12 protein-coding genes and 1 tRNA gene are annotated in these 14,364 nt (G+C 60.7%); 7 read left to right on the forward strand and 6 right to left on the reverse strand.

The window, feature by feature from the left end; all coding sequences use genetic code 11:
- The first annotated feature begins 71 nt into the window (after positions 1-71).
- Positions 72-704, forward strand: coding sequence for a response regulator (locus BSU04_RS39150; protein ID WP_089165587.1), 633 nt, complete (start codon positions 72-74; stop codon positions 702-704).
- Positions 705-717: 13 nt separating this feature from the next.
- A complete protein-coding gene (locus tag BSU04_RS39155; RefSeq protein WP_256983806.1) occupies positions 718-1,143 on the forward strand; it encodes a response regulator in 426 nt (141 codons plus the stop codon).
- A 55-nt stretch (positions 1,144-1,198) separates the two neighbouring features.
- On the opposite strand, the gene BSU04_RS39160 is transcribed toward BSU04_RS39155, so the two are convergent.
- Positions 1,199-2,425, reverse strand: a complete 1,227-nt coding sequence (locus tag BSU04_RS39160) for an MFS transporter (RefSeq protein ID WP_089165589.1) — start codon at positions 2,423-2,425, stop codon at positions 1,199-1,201.
- A gap of 180 nt (positions 2,426-2,605) precedes the next feature.
- On the reverse strand, positions 2,606-2,977 hold the full coding sequence (locus tag BSU04_RS39165; protein WP_089165590.1) for a nuclear transport factor 2 family protein: 372 nt from the start codon (positions 2,975-2,977) through the stop codon (positions 2,606-2,608).
- Positions 2,978-3,115: 138 nt separating this feature from the next.
- Between BSU04_RS39165 and BSU04_RS46895 the strand changes: the two genes are divergently transcribed.
- Complete coding sequence (locus tag BSU04_RS46895; RefSeq protein ID WP_179258597.1) at positions 3,116-3,280, forward strand: hypothetical protein; 165 nt, start codon at positions 3,116-3,118, stop codon at positions 3,278-3,280.
- Here BSU04_RS46895 and BSU04_RS39175 read toward each other — a convergent pair.
- A tRNA-Leu gene (locus BSU04_RS39175) sits at positions 3,243-3,327 on the reverse strand. The two genes, BSU04_RS46895 and BSU04_RS39175, sit on opposite strands and share 38 nt — an antisense overlap.
- Before the next feature lie 305 nt (positions 3,328-3,632).
- Between BSU04_RS39175 and BSU04_RS48290 the strand changes: the two genes are divergently transcribed.
- The 3 genes from BSU04_RS48290 to BSU04_RS39185 all read left to right on the forward strand — a co-directional run bounded on the left by BSU04_RS48290 (position 3,633) and on the right by BSU04_RS39185 (position 5,053).
- Positions 3,633-3,755 carry a hypothetical protein gene (locus tag BSU04_RS48290; protein WP_256983807.1) on the forward strand — a complete coding sequence of 41 codons (123 nt, stop codon included), beginning with the start codon at positions 3,633-3,635 and terminating at the stop codon, positions 3,753-3,755.
- A 177-nt stretch (positions 3,756-3,932) separates the two neighbouring features.
- On the forward strand, positions 3,933-4,514 hold the full coding sequence (locus BSU04_RS39180) for a TMEM175 family protein (protein WP_089165592.1): 582 nt from the start codon (positions 3,933-3,935) through the stop codon (positions 4,512-4,514).
- Positions 4,515-4,588: 74 nt separating this feature from the next.
- On the forward strand, positions 4,589-5,053 hold the full coding sequence (locus BSU04_RS39185; protein WP_089165593.1) for a metallophosphoesterase family protein: 465 nt from the start codon (positions 4,589-4,591) through the stop codon (positions 5,051-5,053).
- Between the two features lie 125 nt (positions 5,054-5,178).
- Here the strand turns inward: BSU04_RS39185 and proP are convergent, their stop codons facing one another.
- From proP to argA, 3 genes are all read right to left on the reverse strand, one after another.
- Positions 5,179-6,645, reverse strand: coding sequence for a glycine betaine/L-proline transporter ProP (gene proP, locus BSU04_RS39190; RefSeq protein WP_089165594.1), 1,467 nt, complete (start codon positions 6,643-6,645; stop codon positions 5,179-5,181).
- Positions 6,646-7,284: 639 nt separating this feature from the next.
- The gene (locus BSU04_RS39195) at positions 7,285-7,560 is read right to left on the reverse strand and encodes an oxidative damage protection protein (protein ID WP_031363859.1); all 276 of its coding nucleotides are present in this window, start codon (positions 7,558-7,560) and stop codon (positions 7,285-7,287) included.
- A 102-nt stretch (positions 7,561-7,662) separates the two neighbouring features.
- A complete protein-coding gene (gene argA, locus BSU04_RS39200; RefSeq protein ID WP_089165595.1) occupies positions 7,663-9,033 on the reverse strand; it encodes an amino-acid N-acetyltransferase in 1,371 nt (456 codons plus the stop codon).
- Between the two features lie 1,186 nt (positions 9,034-10,219).
- Here argA and hrpA point away from each other — a divergent pair.
- Positions 10,220-14,341 (forward strand): ATP-dependent RNA helicase HrpA, encoded by a 4,122-nt coding sequence (gene hrpA / locus BSU04_RS39205; protein ID WP_441300077.1) that lies wholly within the window; start codon positions 10,220-10,222, stop codon positions 14,339-14,341.
- Positions 14,342-14,364 lie beyond the last annotated feature (23 nt).

Consider the following 14,364-nt stretch of genomic DNA (forward strand, 5'->3'; position numbering starts at 1 on the left):
CGGCGGGATGATTTCCCGCCGCGCGTCGTCGGTACAATGATTCATCATAAAAATGGCCGCAGGCAGCGCAGATGATTCGAGTGTTGATAGCGGACGACCACGCCATTGTGCGAAGCGGATTCCGGCAGTTTGTCGCCGATGAACCCGACATGGAAGTTGCCGCCGAAGCGTCCACCGGTGACGAAACCATCGCGCTCGTGCGCGCAAGCGCATTCGACGTCGTGTTGCTGGACATCGCGATGCCGGATAAGAACGGCATCGACACCTTGCGCGTGATCAAGCAGCTTCGCCCGGAGCAGGGCGTGCTGATGCTGTCGGGTTATCCGGAAAGCCAGTACGCGATCAACCTGCTGCGCGCCGGCGCCAACGGGTATCTGAACAAGGACGCGGCGCCCGACGAAATCGTGCGGGCAATCCGGACGGTGGCGCGGGGCCACCGCTACTTGTCGGAGTTCATTGCCGACGCACTCGCCGACAAGCTCGAAAAACCCGCAACCGAGCGGCCGCACGAAGCCTTGTCCGAGCGGGAGTTCCAGATTTTTTGCAAGCTCGCGGGCGGCCAGATTCCGACCGAGATAGCGGAGGAGCTGCATTTATCGGTGAAGACGATCAGCACGTATCGCGCACGCGTTCTGGAAAAAATGCGGCTCGCGAACAATGCCGATCTAACGTATTACGCGATCAAGAACGGCTTGATCGAGTAGGAGGATGCCCGCCGTGGGCCAACAAACGATCGTCGACAAAACCGGTCTCTCGCAGAAGCGGCCGCTGAGCGTGCTGTTGATCGAAGACTCGCCGTTGATCCGGCGCAGCCTGGTGGAAGCGATCGACGCGTCCGGCGAACTGCAGGTCACCGCGTGGGCGGACACGCCCGAGACGGCGATCGGGCTGCTGGAAGCGCAGGGATTCGATGCAGTCATTGTCGACCTGCAACTGAAGCACGGTTCCGGCGTCGAGGTGCTGGCGTATTTGCAGCGCACCGGCATGACCGATTCAACCTTCGCCGCCGTGCTCACGAATCATGCACTGCCGGCGTACCGTGAGCGTTGCCTGCAATACGGCGTGCGCCATTTCTTCGACAAATCCCTGGAATTCGACCGCGTTCTCGACGCGCTACATCATTACGCCCGCGCGCGGGAATAAGCGGGAATACGCGGGATTAGTAGGGATTGATCCCGCGCCGTACGCCTGGCCGGATTCAGACCTCTGCCTCAGGGGTTTTCGACCGGCTTCTCGAATGGCTCAAGCCGGCAAGCCCGGTGGCCACCAGTCCCGCGATACACACGCCGATCCATCCGAACGCATGCCATGCAAGCGATGCGACAGCCGAGCCCACGGCGCCGCCGATGAAATAGACCACCATGTAGACGGTATTCACGCGGCTGCGTGCCTCGGGCTTGAGCGCATAGATTCTCGATTGATTCGATATCTGCGCGGCTTGCACACCGATATCGAGCACGATCACGCCGATCACCAGGCCCACGAGGCTGCGTCCTGACAGCGCGAACACCACGAACGAGACGGCCACGAGCACGATGCAGAGCGTTACCACCGCTCGCGGCCCGCGCTTGTCCGCCGACTTGCCGGCGAGCGGCGCGGCCAGCGCGCCCGCTGCACCGACAATGCCGAACAGGCCGGCCGCCTGTGGGCCGAGATGGAACGGCTCGCCCGCGAGCAGCAACGTGAGCACCGACCAGAAGATGCTGAACGCCGCGAACAACGCGCCTCCGGTCATCGACGCCTCGCGCAGCGCCGGCGACTCGACCACGAGATGCCACATCGACACGAGCAGGCGGCCGTAGGGCAGCGTGGAAGTCGGCTTGCTGCGCGGCAGGCGCATGACCACGAGTACGGCGAGCGCGATGGTCGCGGCGACAGAGGCCCCATACACGGCTCGCCAGCCGAAATACTCCGCGACGAAACCCGAAACCGTGCGCGCGAGCAGGATGCCGATCAGCAAGCCGCTCATCACCGTGCCGACCGCGTGACCGCGTTGCGCTGGCGGCGCGAGTTCGGCGGCGAACGGCACGGCTTGCTGCGCGATGGTTGCCACGATACCGAGCGCCAGGCTCGCCGCGATCAGCACACCGAGCGTGGGCGCGGCCGTTGCCGCGACGAGTGCGAGGCCGAGCGCGGCCAGTTGCAGAAGGATGATCAGGCGGCGGTCGAAGCGATCGCCGAGCGGCGCCAGCAACAACATGCCGATCGCATAGCCGAGTTGTGTGACCGCCGGCACCGCGCCGATCATCCCCGCGCTTTCCGGGAAGGACGCGCGAAAAGCTGCGAGCAGCGGTTGATTCGTATAGATATTCGCGACCGATACGCCTGCGATCGTCGCCAGGACGAGCAGTGTCGCCCGCGAGTAGTGCTGGTGGGGCTGGTGGTGCGGAGCGTGGGAATTTGAATCGGTTGCGGCAGCGGACATGGGCGAGGGCTCGAGGATTCAAAGCGTGAAGCGAGCCGCTGATGATACTAAAGACGACGGGGGGCCGCTGGCCGCGGCGGGCATGTCCGGTGTTCGTCGCTACATGAGCCGCTACATGAGCAAGTCCGTGCGTTCATTGACGCGTCGACTAAGCACATCTTCCGGACTTGATGGAAAACCTTACTCCGGCTCGTCGGCGCCCGGCTTCAGCGGGTATTTTTCCGCGAGAGCTGCCGGTGTCAGCCACTGGAACGTCTTGAGCTTGTCGTCTTCGAACGTGCATTCGACGGCTGCCTGCACCTGAATCGAGGTTGTCTTGATTGGGGTCACGCCCGCCGGTGGAATCTCCTTGGTGTAGCTGCCTTCAACCACCACACGCGTGCCTTGGTACGAGACGCGCGGTATTTCGTAGCTCAGCCTGGGCTGCGAGGCTGGATAGGTCTCGATCATCTTGGCCTTGCACTCCTGGCCATTGCGGTACGGGGTCGTGCAGCCTGCAGTGCAGATAAGAACGGCAGCAGCGGCCACCGCATAAAAGGTTCGATGTTTCATGATGGCTCGCGCTAGGTAGGACGCGCAGTCTACTTCAGTCGGTTAGGCGAAGACAGGATGACTGGCGGTTTCGGCATCGATAAAACGGGTCTGCTGTGCGCAATCGGCGCTTCTCTCGTTTCCTTTCAGCCAGGCCAAATGAAATCCGGGAAGGTGCGCAACGGCGCTGATACGCTTCTGTATGAATATACAGTGATCATCGCGTTGATCCTCGCCCGGCAGAAAACCATCCCATTCGTTCAGGGACGCTTGATCAATCTGATGCTGGTAGCGGGGACCGGACTTGAACCGGCAAGCCGTTAGGCGGCGGATTTTAAGTCCGCTATGTTTACCAATTTCATCACCCCGCCAAGCGGACGGGATTCTACCATCGGACGGCGGGCGGGCCAATCCAGGCAGCCGCCAGCGTTCTGCGTCTGCCCGCTTGCCGGCGATCGCGGAACCGGTTTTCATCGTTCGCATCAATCCTCCAGCCAGCTTTCGCCGGATTGCGCCGGACAGAAACCGAAAAATTATTTTCCCCACCCGCATCCATTTGAACTCAGGCTCGCGTATTCAGGTACATGAAAATCCGCCGTCGCTGAGTGGCGGGATCAAAGAGTCAGAATCAAAGAGTCAGAATCACGAGATGGCCCATCGATGTCAGGAGGCGAGTATGAAAGACGTTTCTATCGGCGCATGGCGTGAACGGACGCGTCTGGGACTCGGGCTGGCAATTCTCGCGGCCGGTGCGGGATTGCAACTGCTGCAATGGCTTCACGCCTGCGTTCCGGGATAACGTCCGAAGTTTCCTGGTGTATGGATGCAGCGCATTACATCGATACACCACGACGTCTTTTCTCTCGTTCACGCTAAATCGACAACGCCAGGTTGCTCGCGCATAATTTGCTGCGCGCGGCCGGAATGGGTCTGTAGACCCCGGCGTTGAAACGACGAAGCACAAGAAAGGACGAGGATGGGGACGAATCGGATCGAGGCATTCAGCGACGGCGTGATCGCCATCATCATTACAATCATGGTGCTGGAACTCAAGGTGCCGCACGGCGCCGATCTGGCTGCGCTCAGCGCGCTCGGTCCCGTGTTTTGCGCCTATGTGCTGAGTTTCGTGTATGTCGGCATCTACTGGAACAACCATCACCACCTGATGCACGCAGCCCAACGCGTCAATGGCAGCGTCCTGTGGGCAAACCTCCATGTGCTGTTCTGGCTGTCGCTGTTGCCGTTCGCGACCAACTGGATGGGCGAGAACCACCTGGCGTCCTGGCCCACCGCGCTCTACGGCTTCGATCTCTTCATGACGGCGGTCGCGTGGTACATCCTCACGCGCGCGTTGATCAGCCTCCATGGCGCCAACTCCATGCTGGAGCGGGCAATTGGTGCAGATCGCAAGGGGAAGATTTCAGTGGTCTTATATCTCGTCGCCATCGTCGCCTCGTTTTGGGAGCCATGGGTTGCCGCGGCCTTATACGCGATCGTGGCGGTCGTATGGCTCGTCCCCGACCGGCGCGTGGAGAAAGTACTGCTGACGCAAGAGTAACCGCCTGCGCCACGGTGATTTCATCGACATGAACAGTGCTACGCTCGGGCCATAAAGTCCTGCGAGCGAAGCCCATGTCACCTGTCATCCGCATCGGCATCATCTCCGATACCCACAATCTCGTGCGCCCCGAGGCGCTCGATGCGTTGCGCGGCTGCGAGCACATCATTCACGCCGGCGATATTTGTAATCCCACTGTCCTCGATACGCTCAACGAACTCGCACCTGTCACCGCGGTCCGCGGCAATAACGACTCGGGTGCACGGATCGACGACCTGCCGCAAGCGCTGACGTTTCATATCGGCGATACGGCGATTCATCTCGTCCACGACATAGCTGACGTTCCGAAGCGACTCGATGGTATCGACGTGGTCGTGACCGGCCATTCGCACAAGCCTTTGATCGAGCGCCGCGGCGCGACGCTGTTCGTCAATCCGGGAAGCGCCGGGCCGCGTCGATTCAAGTTGCCGGTGACGCTGGGCATCATGCTGATCGACAAGGGCGAGCTGCAGGTCGAGATCGTGCGGCTGATCGAGTGAATGGCGGGCCCAGCGCCGGCTCCGCTTCGAGCGGTAAGCAAACAGCAAAGAGGCCATCCAACGTTAGCTGGATGGCCTCTTTCTTCAACAAGCGTCGATCAGCTCGATGACGAGCTTGATGACGGTTATGCGTGTGCGGTCGCTTCCGGCATCCGGTCATCCATTTCGGCCGCCTGCCGCACACCGCGCAGCACGGCATGCGCTTCCGAGCGCGAACCCACGCATGGCGGCGAACCCTTCAGCGGTTGCCTCGCCGTCTCATGGAGCGCGAGCACCGAGACAATTCCGATCACCGATGCCCCCATCAGGTAGTACGCCGGCATCATCAGGTTTCCCGTCGATGAAACCAGCCAAGCCGTCACCAGCGGCGTCGTGCCGCCGAACAGCGAAACCGATACGTTGAAGCCGATCGCAAGCGCACCGTAGCGGATCTTGGTGGGGAAGAGCGCGGGTAATGCGGACGGCATGGCGCCGGTGAAACACGAAAGCAACACGCCGAGAATCAGCATGCCACCGAAGATTGGCAGCATGGTGCCCATGCGGATCAGCGTCAGCGCGGGCATCGACAACAGCAGCAGCCCGACGCATCCGAACAGCATCACCGGCTTGCGCCCGATCTTGTCCGACAGATGGCCGGCACCCAGCGTCATCGGCATCATCAACACCATGACAATCAGCACGATGAAAAGCCCGGCCGTTTCGTTGAATTGCAGCGTAGCGGACAGATAACTCGGCAGATAAGAAAGCGCCATGTAATCGGTCACGTTGAAAATCAGGACGAGCCCGACGCATTGCAGCATCGGCTTCCACTGCTTGATCAACATATCGCGGAACTGGTCTTTGGGCGTGCTGTGTGCTTCGCTTTCGCGTTTGTTGGCCTCGCGCTGGAACGCAGGCGTTTCTTCGAGCTTCAGCCGGATATACAAGCCGATCAGCCCCAGCGGTCCCGCGATCAGGAACGGAATGCGCCATCCCCACGACAGCAGCGATTGCTCCGACATTGTCGCGGTCAGCACGGCTACACAGCCCGCGCCGAGCACATAGCCCACGAGCGTGCCGAATTCCAGGAAGCTACCCAGGAACCCGCGCCGCTTGTCCGGTGCGAATTCCGCGATGAACGTTGCAGCGCCGCCATACTCACCGCCCGTCGAAAAGCCCTGCAGCAAACGCGCGGCGAGCAACAGGACCGGCGCAAAAATGCCAATGCTTCCATAAGCTGGAATCAGGCCGATGCAAAACGTGCCGACCGCCATCATGATCATGGTCATCGCGAGCACGCGCTTGCGGCCGATGCGATCTCCCAGCGGCCCGAACACCATGCCGCCAAGCGGGCGCACGAGAAACGCCGCCGCGAACGTCCCGAACGTGGCGATCAGTTGCGCTCCGGGATTGCTCGACGGGAAGAACACTTTGCCCAGCGTCACCGCGATATAGCTGTAGACGCCGAAATCGAACCATTCCATTGCATTGCCGATCGCCATCGCGCCGACTGCGCGCTTGAGCAGCGATTTATCGACGATGGTGATGTCGTCGAGCGACAGGGTTTTTTCGGGTTGGGGTTGTCGCCCGCGGCTGTCATTCGGTGTTGCCATGAAGAGAAGCTCCAGGTTGTTGCCGATCCGCCCTTGGGACGGGTCGGCGTGCGCTTGAGCGCACGTTGCCGGGAAAAGTGCAGTTTCGCGACGAGGCGAATTCCAGTGCATGCACTGAAAGCAGGGGCCGCACGCTGAGCGCATAGGAAAACATGCGCTGACGGTGCGATGGACAATGCCAATGCCTCGCGCCGATGTCGCGAAATGACACTTCATAAGTGATGCACGATTAATACGGGTAGCGCAGGTACTTCGGGGATAGATGGCTGGACGCAGCTGATTTGGGGCAACGGAGGCGCGGGAAGCGCTGCGATCCGGTTGCGTGCTGTGTCACGGATTGAGAAGGCTTGAGAACAACTTGTCCGCAGGCAAATCCAGACCCGGGGAAGCCTTCACAACCACTCGCCGATATCTTTGCATGGTTGCTTGAAAGAATGCTCCAAGCGGGTCATTGCTAAGAAATTGACTTTGAATTGCAGTTGGAAAGAAGGAGATGATAGCACGATGCAAGACGATCCGCAAACCGGGGCGTGGGGAAGGGCGCTTAGGGGGCGCTCGTGCCCGTTCGCAAAACTCGCGAAAAGAAAAAGCCGGCCTTGAAACGGCCGGCTTTTCATTGTCAGAAAACAACTCGTCCGATCAGCTAGGTGTTGGCGGCACGTAGCCTTGAGCGGTGTCGGCGCCTTCGCCGAAAAAGTACTTTTCCGTTTGTTTCAGCAGGTACTGGCGTGCGCGCGGATCAGCCATGTTCAGGCGGTTTTCGTTGATCAGCATGGTTTGCTGCTTGAGCCAGCCCTGCCATGCTTCCTTCGAAATCGTTTCGTAGATCCGTTTGCCGAGTTCTCCCGGCAGCGGCGGAAAGTCGAGTCCTTCGGCTTCCTTGCCGAGTTTCGCGCATTGAATCGTTCGGGCCATCTGTATTTCTCCTGTAGCGGGGTAACTGGACGCCTCGCGTTGGGCAGGCGATCGGGTCATCTTCGATCGCACTCGCAGCCGGACGGACGTCTCGAAATAAGCTTAAAGCTGCTTCATCAGCACAAGCGATTTACGTTGCCAGTTGTAGAGCCGGCGGCGATCTTCGGGCAGGTCGTCGACCGTTACCTTGACGAATCCGCGTTTGAGAAACCAATGCTCAGTGCGCGTGGTCAGCACGAAGATATGCGTGAGGCCACGAGCGCGCGCACGCTGTTCGACGCGCTTGAGCAAGCGTTCGCCGTCGCCGGAACCTTGCGCTTCGGGCGAGACCGTCAGGCAGGCCATTTCGCCGATGCGTTCCTGCGTGTACGGATAAAGCGCCACGCAGCCGAACAGCACGCCATCGTGCTCGATCACCGAGAAATGGTCGATATCGCGTTCGATCTGGTGCCGGCCGCGCCGCACGAGCGTGCCGTCCATTTCCAGCGGTTCGATCAGCGTCAGGATCCCGCCGACGTCGTCCGGCGTGGCTTCGCGCAGGCTTTCGAGATTCTCGTACGAGATCATCGTGCCGACGCCGTCGTGCAGGAACAATTCGAGCAGGATGCTGCCGTCCAGCGCGTAAGGAATGATGTGCGCCCGCGCCACGCCGCCGCGACAGGCGCGAATGGTGTGCTTCAGGTAGAACGCGGCGTCGCCTTGCAGTTCGCCGCTTTCGTGCAGCCTGTACGCGTCGTCCAACGACATCTCGCGCACCAGTTCGCCGTTTTCATCGACGAGACCGGGGGTTTCGGTCAGGAAAATGATCTTGTCGGCGCGCAGCGCAATGGCCGCTGCCGACGCCACATCTTCCATCGACAAATTGAACGCTTCGCCCGTCGGCGAAAAGCCGAGCGGCGAGAGCAGCACGAGCTTGCTGCTGGTCAGCGAGTGGCGAATGGAATCACCGTCGATCTTGCGCACCACGCCGGTGTGCTGGAAATCGACGCCATCCAGGATGCCGACTGGCCGCGCCGTCACAAAATTGCCCGATACCACGCTGATGTGCGCGTGCGCCATCGGCGTGTTCGGCAAGCCTTGGCTGATCGCCGCTTCGATGTCGAGGCGCACTTCGCCGGCGGCTTCTTTGGCGGATTCGAGCGCGCGGGCGTCGGTGATGCGTAAGCCGTGCGAAAACTCCGATTCCACGCCGTGCAGGTTCAATTGTTCTTCCACCTGGGGTCGCGAACCGTGCACGAGCACGACGTGAATGCCCATGGCGTGTAACAGCCCGACGTCCTGAACGAGCGCGTTCAGACGTCCTTCCTGCACCAGTTCGCCGCCGAACGCGACCACGAAGGTCTTGTTTCGGAACGCGTGAATATAGGGTGCGACGGAGCGCATCCATTCCACGAACTGGCCGTGTTGATCAGGCGCTTCAGGCTCGGCGATAACCGGCGGAGGCGCGGCGGGGAGGTCGGTTTGAGAATTCATGCCGGGATTATAATGCCGTGCTATGCCGAATGTTTCCAAACGTCCCGCCGATGCGGACAAGCTTGACCCCCAGGAGCAGTTGAAAAAGCTGCGTGAAGCGCTGCTGCGAGACGCAGCGGCGCGCGAAAGCGATGGCGAAAATGAGGCGGAAGAATCCGCCGATAACGCCATCAACCGTAAGAAGGAAGCGGCTGCGCGGCGGTTTGCGGGGACGTCTGGCGATTCTGCTGCTGGCGCTTCCAAAGCAGCGGCAGGGCGGGCGGGCGCAAGTTCGGCCTCCCCGCAGACCGCGAAGAAAAATGTGCAGAAAAGTGCGGTGGGTTCGGCTTCGCCTTCTCGCGATCGATCGAAGGAGTCTTCGAGCACCGCTCCGTCTTCCCGGGAGCCCGCGCGGCGAAAAGACGAGCGCGGTGGTTTGGCCTTGTTGTCGACTTTATTGTCCGAAAAGGCGGTCGGTCCGAACCCTTCGGCCACTTCCGGCGATCGGCGTGACCAAGGTGCGAACGCGCGTGTCTCGAGCCAAGCCGATTTATCGGCGACGAAACGGGGTGGCAGTCACCCTCCGGTAACCGATACTCCGAAGCCCCATCCTCATCCAACCGCTGACGCATTCGCACAACAGCGTACTGTGGGGGAGCGTCCGACATCGCCCGCAAAGGGTCGGCGTGAACCACCGGACGTAAAACGCACGGCTCACGATGACCGCTCGCAAGCGCGTCCGGACCGAGTGAAGGGACCGGCGGCCGGCCCTGAATCAGCGCGCGATGCGCATCGGCCAAAACCTGAACCGATCACCGCCGATACCCGTCCGCAGCGCCGCGAGCAGAGTACAAGGGCGGATCGCGCTCCCGAAGGATTACGCGACACCACGCAATCGGCGACCGGTTCAAGCTCGCAGATGCCCCCGAATCGACCGGCTGCGAGCGTTGAGCGAGTTTCGGAACATGGCCCACGTCATCGCGACGACGCGCAGCGGCCGGGAATCGTGTCTGAGTTATCGCAGGATGCAAGCCGTTTGCTCAAACCGTCCTTGGCATCAGCGGCGGACTCGTCGGTTCCACAGCATTCAGCGCGAAAGTCCGAACGTGGAGGGGCGCTGAGCCAGCAGCGCACGTCCGGCCGTCCGCAGGGCGTGGCCGAATCGCCGGCGGTAAAGCATTCAGCGCGAAACAGCGAACATGCCGGGTTGAGTGCCGAACAGCGCGTGCATCGTGGTCCGCAAGACGCTGAGACCGATGCTGCCAGCGGCGCTTCGCGGCCTGCTTCGCGGCCTGCTTCGCGGCCTGCTTCCCGCCCCGCCGTTCAGGGTGCCCGGCCGCCCAAAGAAGCGCGCGCATCCCAAGACGCACAGCAGCGCCCGAACGCGCAAGCCGAGGCCGCGAGCGCGCAACGTCGAGACAACCCACGCCCGCGCCGAGTAGTCGAGCCGAACCCCATTCCGCCGATCCGTTTCCCCGAAACGCTGCCCGTCTCCGCTCGACGCGATGAAATCGCCGCCGCGATCCAGGCAAATCAGGTCGTGATTGTCAGCGGCGAGACGGGTTCCGGGAAAACAACGCAGTTACCCAAAATTTGTCTGGCCCTCGGCCGAGGGCTTGGCGCAGGCGGTTCGGGGCTGATCGGTCACACGCAGCCGCGACGCATCGCGGCATCGGCGACGGGACGGCGGATCGCAGAAGAACTCGGTACACCGTTCGGCGAGGTGGTCGGCTACAAGGTCCGTTTCACGGACAACCTGTCGCCGGGTGCGTCAGTGAAACTGATGACCGACGGCATTTTGCTGGCCGAAACGCAGACCGATCCCCTGCTCGCTGCTTACGACACGATCATCATCGATGAAGCGCATGAGCGCAGTCTCAACATCGATTTCCTGCTCGGCTATCTGCGTGAAATCCTGCCGAGACGTCCCGATTTGAAGGTAATCGTCACATCGGCGACGATTGACGCCGATCGGTTCGCCCGCCATTTCGGCAGTGACGAAAAACCTGCGCCAGTCATTGAGGTGAGTGGGCGGCTGTATCCGGTCGAGGTGCGATATCGCCCGGTGGAGGAGGACAGCCCGGCAATAAAAGCCGCGCAGGGAACCACACCCGGCACGCAGCAAAAAGATCGGCCGGATCGTCCGAAAAACCAGCGCGAAAACGACCGCGATCTGATGGAAGCGATCGTTGACGCCGTCGATGAACTCTGCCGCGAAGGCCCCGGCGATGTCCTCGTCTTTCTCCCCGGCGAACGCGAAATCCGCGATGCCGCCGAAGCGTTGCGCAAGCACCATCCGCCGCACACGGAAATCCTGCCGCTGTTCGCGCGTCTTTCCGCAGCCGAACAGGAGCGTGTGTTCAAGACGTCGAACGCACGGCGCATCGTGCTGTCGACGAACGTCGCGGAAACCTCGTTGACGGTGCCGGGGATTCGCTACGTTGTCGATACCGGGCTCGCTCGCGTGAAGCGTTATTCGTATCGCAACAAAGTGGAGCAGTTGCAGATCGAACCGATCTCGCAAAGCTCGGCGAACCAACGCGCGGGCCGTTGCGGGCGCGTGGCCGACGGCGTGTGCATTCGTCTCTACGAGGAAGACGATTACAAGCTTCGCGTGCGCTTCACCGATCCTGAAATCCTGCGGTCATCGCTGGCCGCGGTGATCTTGCGGATGAAATCGCTGCACCTGACGGCCATCGAAACGTTTCCGTTTCTCGAACCGCCGCCGGGTCGCGCCATCGCCGATGGTTATCAACTGCTGAACGAACTCGGCGCCGTCGATGACGACAACGCGCTCACGCCGCTCGGCCGCGAGCTGGCGCGTTTGCCCCTCGATCCGCGCGTCGGCCGGATGATTCTTGCCGCGCGCGATCATCAGTCGTTGCGCGAAGTGTTGATTATCGCCAGTGCGTTGTCCGTTCAGGACCCGCGCGATAGGCCGATCGAGGCGCAGGAACAAGCGGATCTGGCGCACAAGAAATTTGCCGACGAGCGTTCCGAATTCCTGCAGTGGACAAAAATCTGGGCGTGGTTCGAGGATGCAATCGCGCACAAGAAGTCGAACAAGCAGCTCACCGATGCATGCCGTGCGAACTTTTTGAATCACGTGCGTCTGCGTGAATGGCGCGATGTGCATTCGCAATTGCTCACCGTCGTGCGTGAACACGGCTGGCGTCTGAACGAATCCGAGGCAACGTTTGAGCAAATTCACCTCGCGTTGTTGACCGGTCTGCTCGGCAACGTGGGTCTCAAGGCCGATGACGAGCCGTATTACCTTGGCGCACGCGGTATCAAGTTTTATCTGTGGCCGGGTTCGGCGTTGCTGAAAAAGGCAGGCCGTTGGGTCGTTGCGGGCGAACTCGTGGAAACGAGCCGGCTGTACGCACGCTGTATCGCGAAAATCGAGCCTGAATGGCTTGAACAAGTCGGCGCGCATTTGCTGCGCAAATCGATTTCCGAACCGCATTGGGAAAAGAAAGCCGCGCAAGTTGCGGCGTTCGAACGCGCAACGCTGCATGGTCTGACTGTCTATGCACGTCGGCGCGTGAGTTTTGGCAAACAGGATCCGGAGCGCGCGCGCGAGTTGTTCATTCGTGGCGCACTCGTGGATGGCGAATTCGAGACCAAGCTGCCGTTTTTCGCGCACAACCGCAAGCTGCTCGCGGATATCGAACAGTTGGAGCACAAGTCGCGTCGGCAGGATGTGCTTGTCGACGACGAATTGATTTTCGGTTTCTACGATTCGCTTGTGCCGAAGGGCATCTATTCGGGCGCGGCATTCGAGCGCTGGTATCGCGACGAGGAAAAGAAGGAGGGCGCGTCACGCCGTCTGTTCCTCTCACGCGACGACTTGATGCGTCACGAAGCCGCCGGTATCACGACCGATCTGTTCCCCAAACGAATGACGATGGCCGGCATCGAAATGACGCTGTCTTATCATTTCGAGCCCGGTTCTCCGCGCGATGGCGTGACGCTCACCGTCCCGCTGTTCGGCCTGAATCAAGTCGATGCCCGCCGCTCCGAATGGCTCGTTCGCGGCATGCTGAAGGAAAAAATTCAGTTGCTGCTGAAGTCGCTGCCGCAGAAATTGCGGCGGCATCTTGTGCCGCTGCCCGAGTTTTCGGCGGGGGTGGTCGAGCGGCACAGCGGCAAGACGTTCGGCGCGGGCGGTTTGCTCGAAGCGCTGATTGCGGACATTCGCGAGCAGACACAAATCGCGATGAAACAGTCGGACTTCAAGCTCGAAACGCTGCCGGCGCATTTGTTCATGAATTTCAAGGTCATCGATGAGCATGGCAGGCAACTCGCGATGGGCCGTAACCTTGCGCAGTTGCGAGCTGAACTGGGCGGCCAGGCGCAGCAGCATTTTCAGAAGCTTGCGGCGGGCGCCACTTTGGATATTGGCAATGACGCGGCCGCGCCTGCTACGCGAACCGCCTCGGCATCAGATGCATCCGGTTCGAGTTCAGGCACCGCGCTTTACGAAAACCTCACCACTTGGGACTTCGGAAAGCTCCCGGAATTGCTTGAAATTCGGCGGCGCGGTCAGACGCTGTTCGGTTATCCGGCCTTGGTCGATCGGGAAACACATTGCGACGTTGAAGTATTCGATTCGCCGGAAGAAGCGGCACGGATTCATCGGGCCGGTTTGCGTCGGCTGTTTGCATTGCAACTGCGTGAGCCGATCCGATATCTCGAACGCAATCTGGGCGGATTGCGCGAGATGTCGTTGCAATACATGGCGCTGGGTTCACAGGAAGAGTTGGGCAGTCAGATTATAGAAACGGCATTGGATCGCGCGTGTCTGCAAGACCCGCTTCCCGATAACGATGCTGATTTCTATGCGCGTCGAGACCAGGGCAAGAGCCGCCTAACGTTGCTGGCACAGGAAATTGCGCGGCTGGCTGGGCAGGTTCTGGCCGACTACGCGACCGTCTCGAAGAAACTGACCCAGGTTAAATCGTTCGGTGCGCCGTACGCGGATATGGTCGGCCAATTAAACGCGCTGATCGGCAAGCGTTTTATCATCGATACGCCTTACACGCAGTTGTCCCACTTCCCGCGTTATCTGAACGCGATGGCGTTACGTATCGACAAGTTAAAAGCGGACGCTGTGCGCGACGCGCGGTTGTCGGCGGAGATTGCGCCGCTGCTGCAAAACTATCAGCGTGCGATTGCGCAACGCGGTGGGGTGGCGGACGCGCGATTGAGCGAATATAGATGGTTGCTGGAGGAGTTGCGTGTGTCGCTATTTGCGCAAGAACTTCGGACACCCATGCCGATTTCGGTCAAGCGTTTGTACAAAGTGTGGGAATCGATGCAACGATAACGCATGTAAAAAAGCGCGAGACT

Origin of the sequence: Caballeronia sordidicola (assembly GCF_002220365.1) — a bacterium.
GTDB classification, from domain to species: domain Bacteria; phylum Pseudomonadota; class Gammaproteobacteria; order Burkholderiales; family Burkholderiaceae; genus Caballeronia; species Caballeronia sordidicola_C.

What these genes read in the sequence shown, in the direction of transcription:
- BSU04_RS39150 (WP_089165587.1), top strand. Translation starts at nt 72, where the DNA reads ATGATTCGAGTGTTGATAGCGGACGACCACGCCATTGTGCGAAGCGGA.
- BSU04_RS39160 (WP_089165589.1), bottom strand. Translation starts at nt 2,425, where the DNA reads ATGTCCGCTGCCGCAACCGATTCAAATTCCCACGCTCCGCACCACCAG.
- BSU04_RS39165 (WP_089165590.1), bottom strand. Translation starts at nt 2,977, where the DNA reads ATGAAACATCGAACCTTTTATGCGGTGGCCGCTGCTGCCGTTCTTATC.
- BSU04_RS46895 (WP_179258597.1), top strand. Translation starts at nt 3,116, where the DNA reads ATGAAATCCGGGAAGGTGCGCAACGGCGCTGATACGCTTCTGTATGAA.
- BSU04_RS48290 (WP_256983807.1), top strand. Translation starts at nt 3,633, where the DNA reads ATGAAAGACGTTTCTATCGGCGCATGGCGTGAACGGACGCGTCTGGGA.
- BSU04_RS39180 (WP_089165592.1), top strand. Translation starts at nt 3,933, where the DNA reads ATGGGGACGAATCGGATCGAGGCATTCAGCGACGGCGTGATCGCCATC.
- BSU04_RS39185 (WP_089165593.1), top strand. Translation starts at nt 4,589, where the DNA reads ATGTCACCTGTCATCCGCATCGGCATCATCTCCGATACCCACAATCTC.
- proP (WP_089165594.1), bottom strand. Translation starts at nt 6,645, where the DNA reads ATGGCAACACCGAATGACAGCCGCGGGCGACAACCCCAACCCGAAAAA.
- BSU04_RS39195 (WP_031363859.1), bottom strand. Translation starts at nt 7,560, where the DNA reads ATGGCCCGAACGATTCAATGCGCGAAACTCGGCAAGGAAGCCGAAGGA.
- argA (WP_089165595.1), bottom strand. Translation starts at nt 9,033, where the DNA reads ATGAATTCTCAAACCGACCTCCCCGCCGCGCCTCCGCCGGTTATCGCC.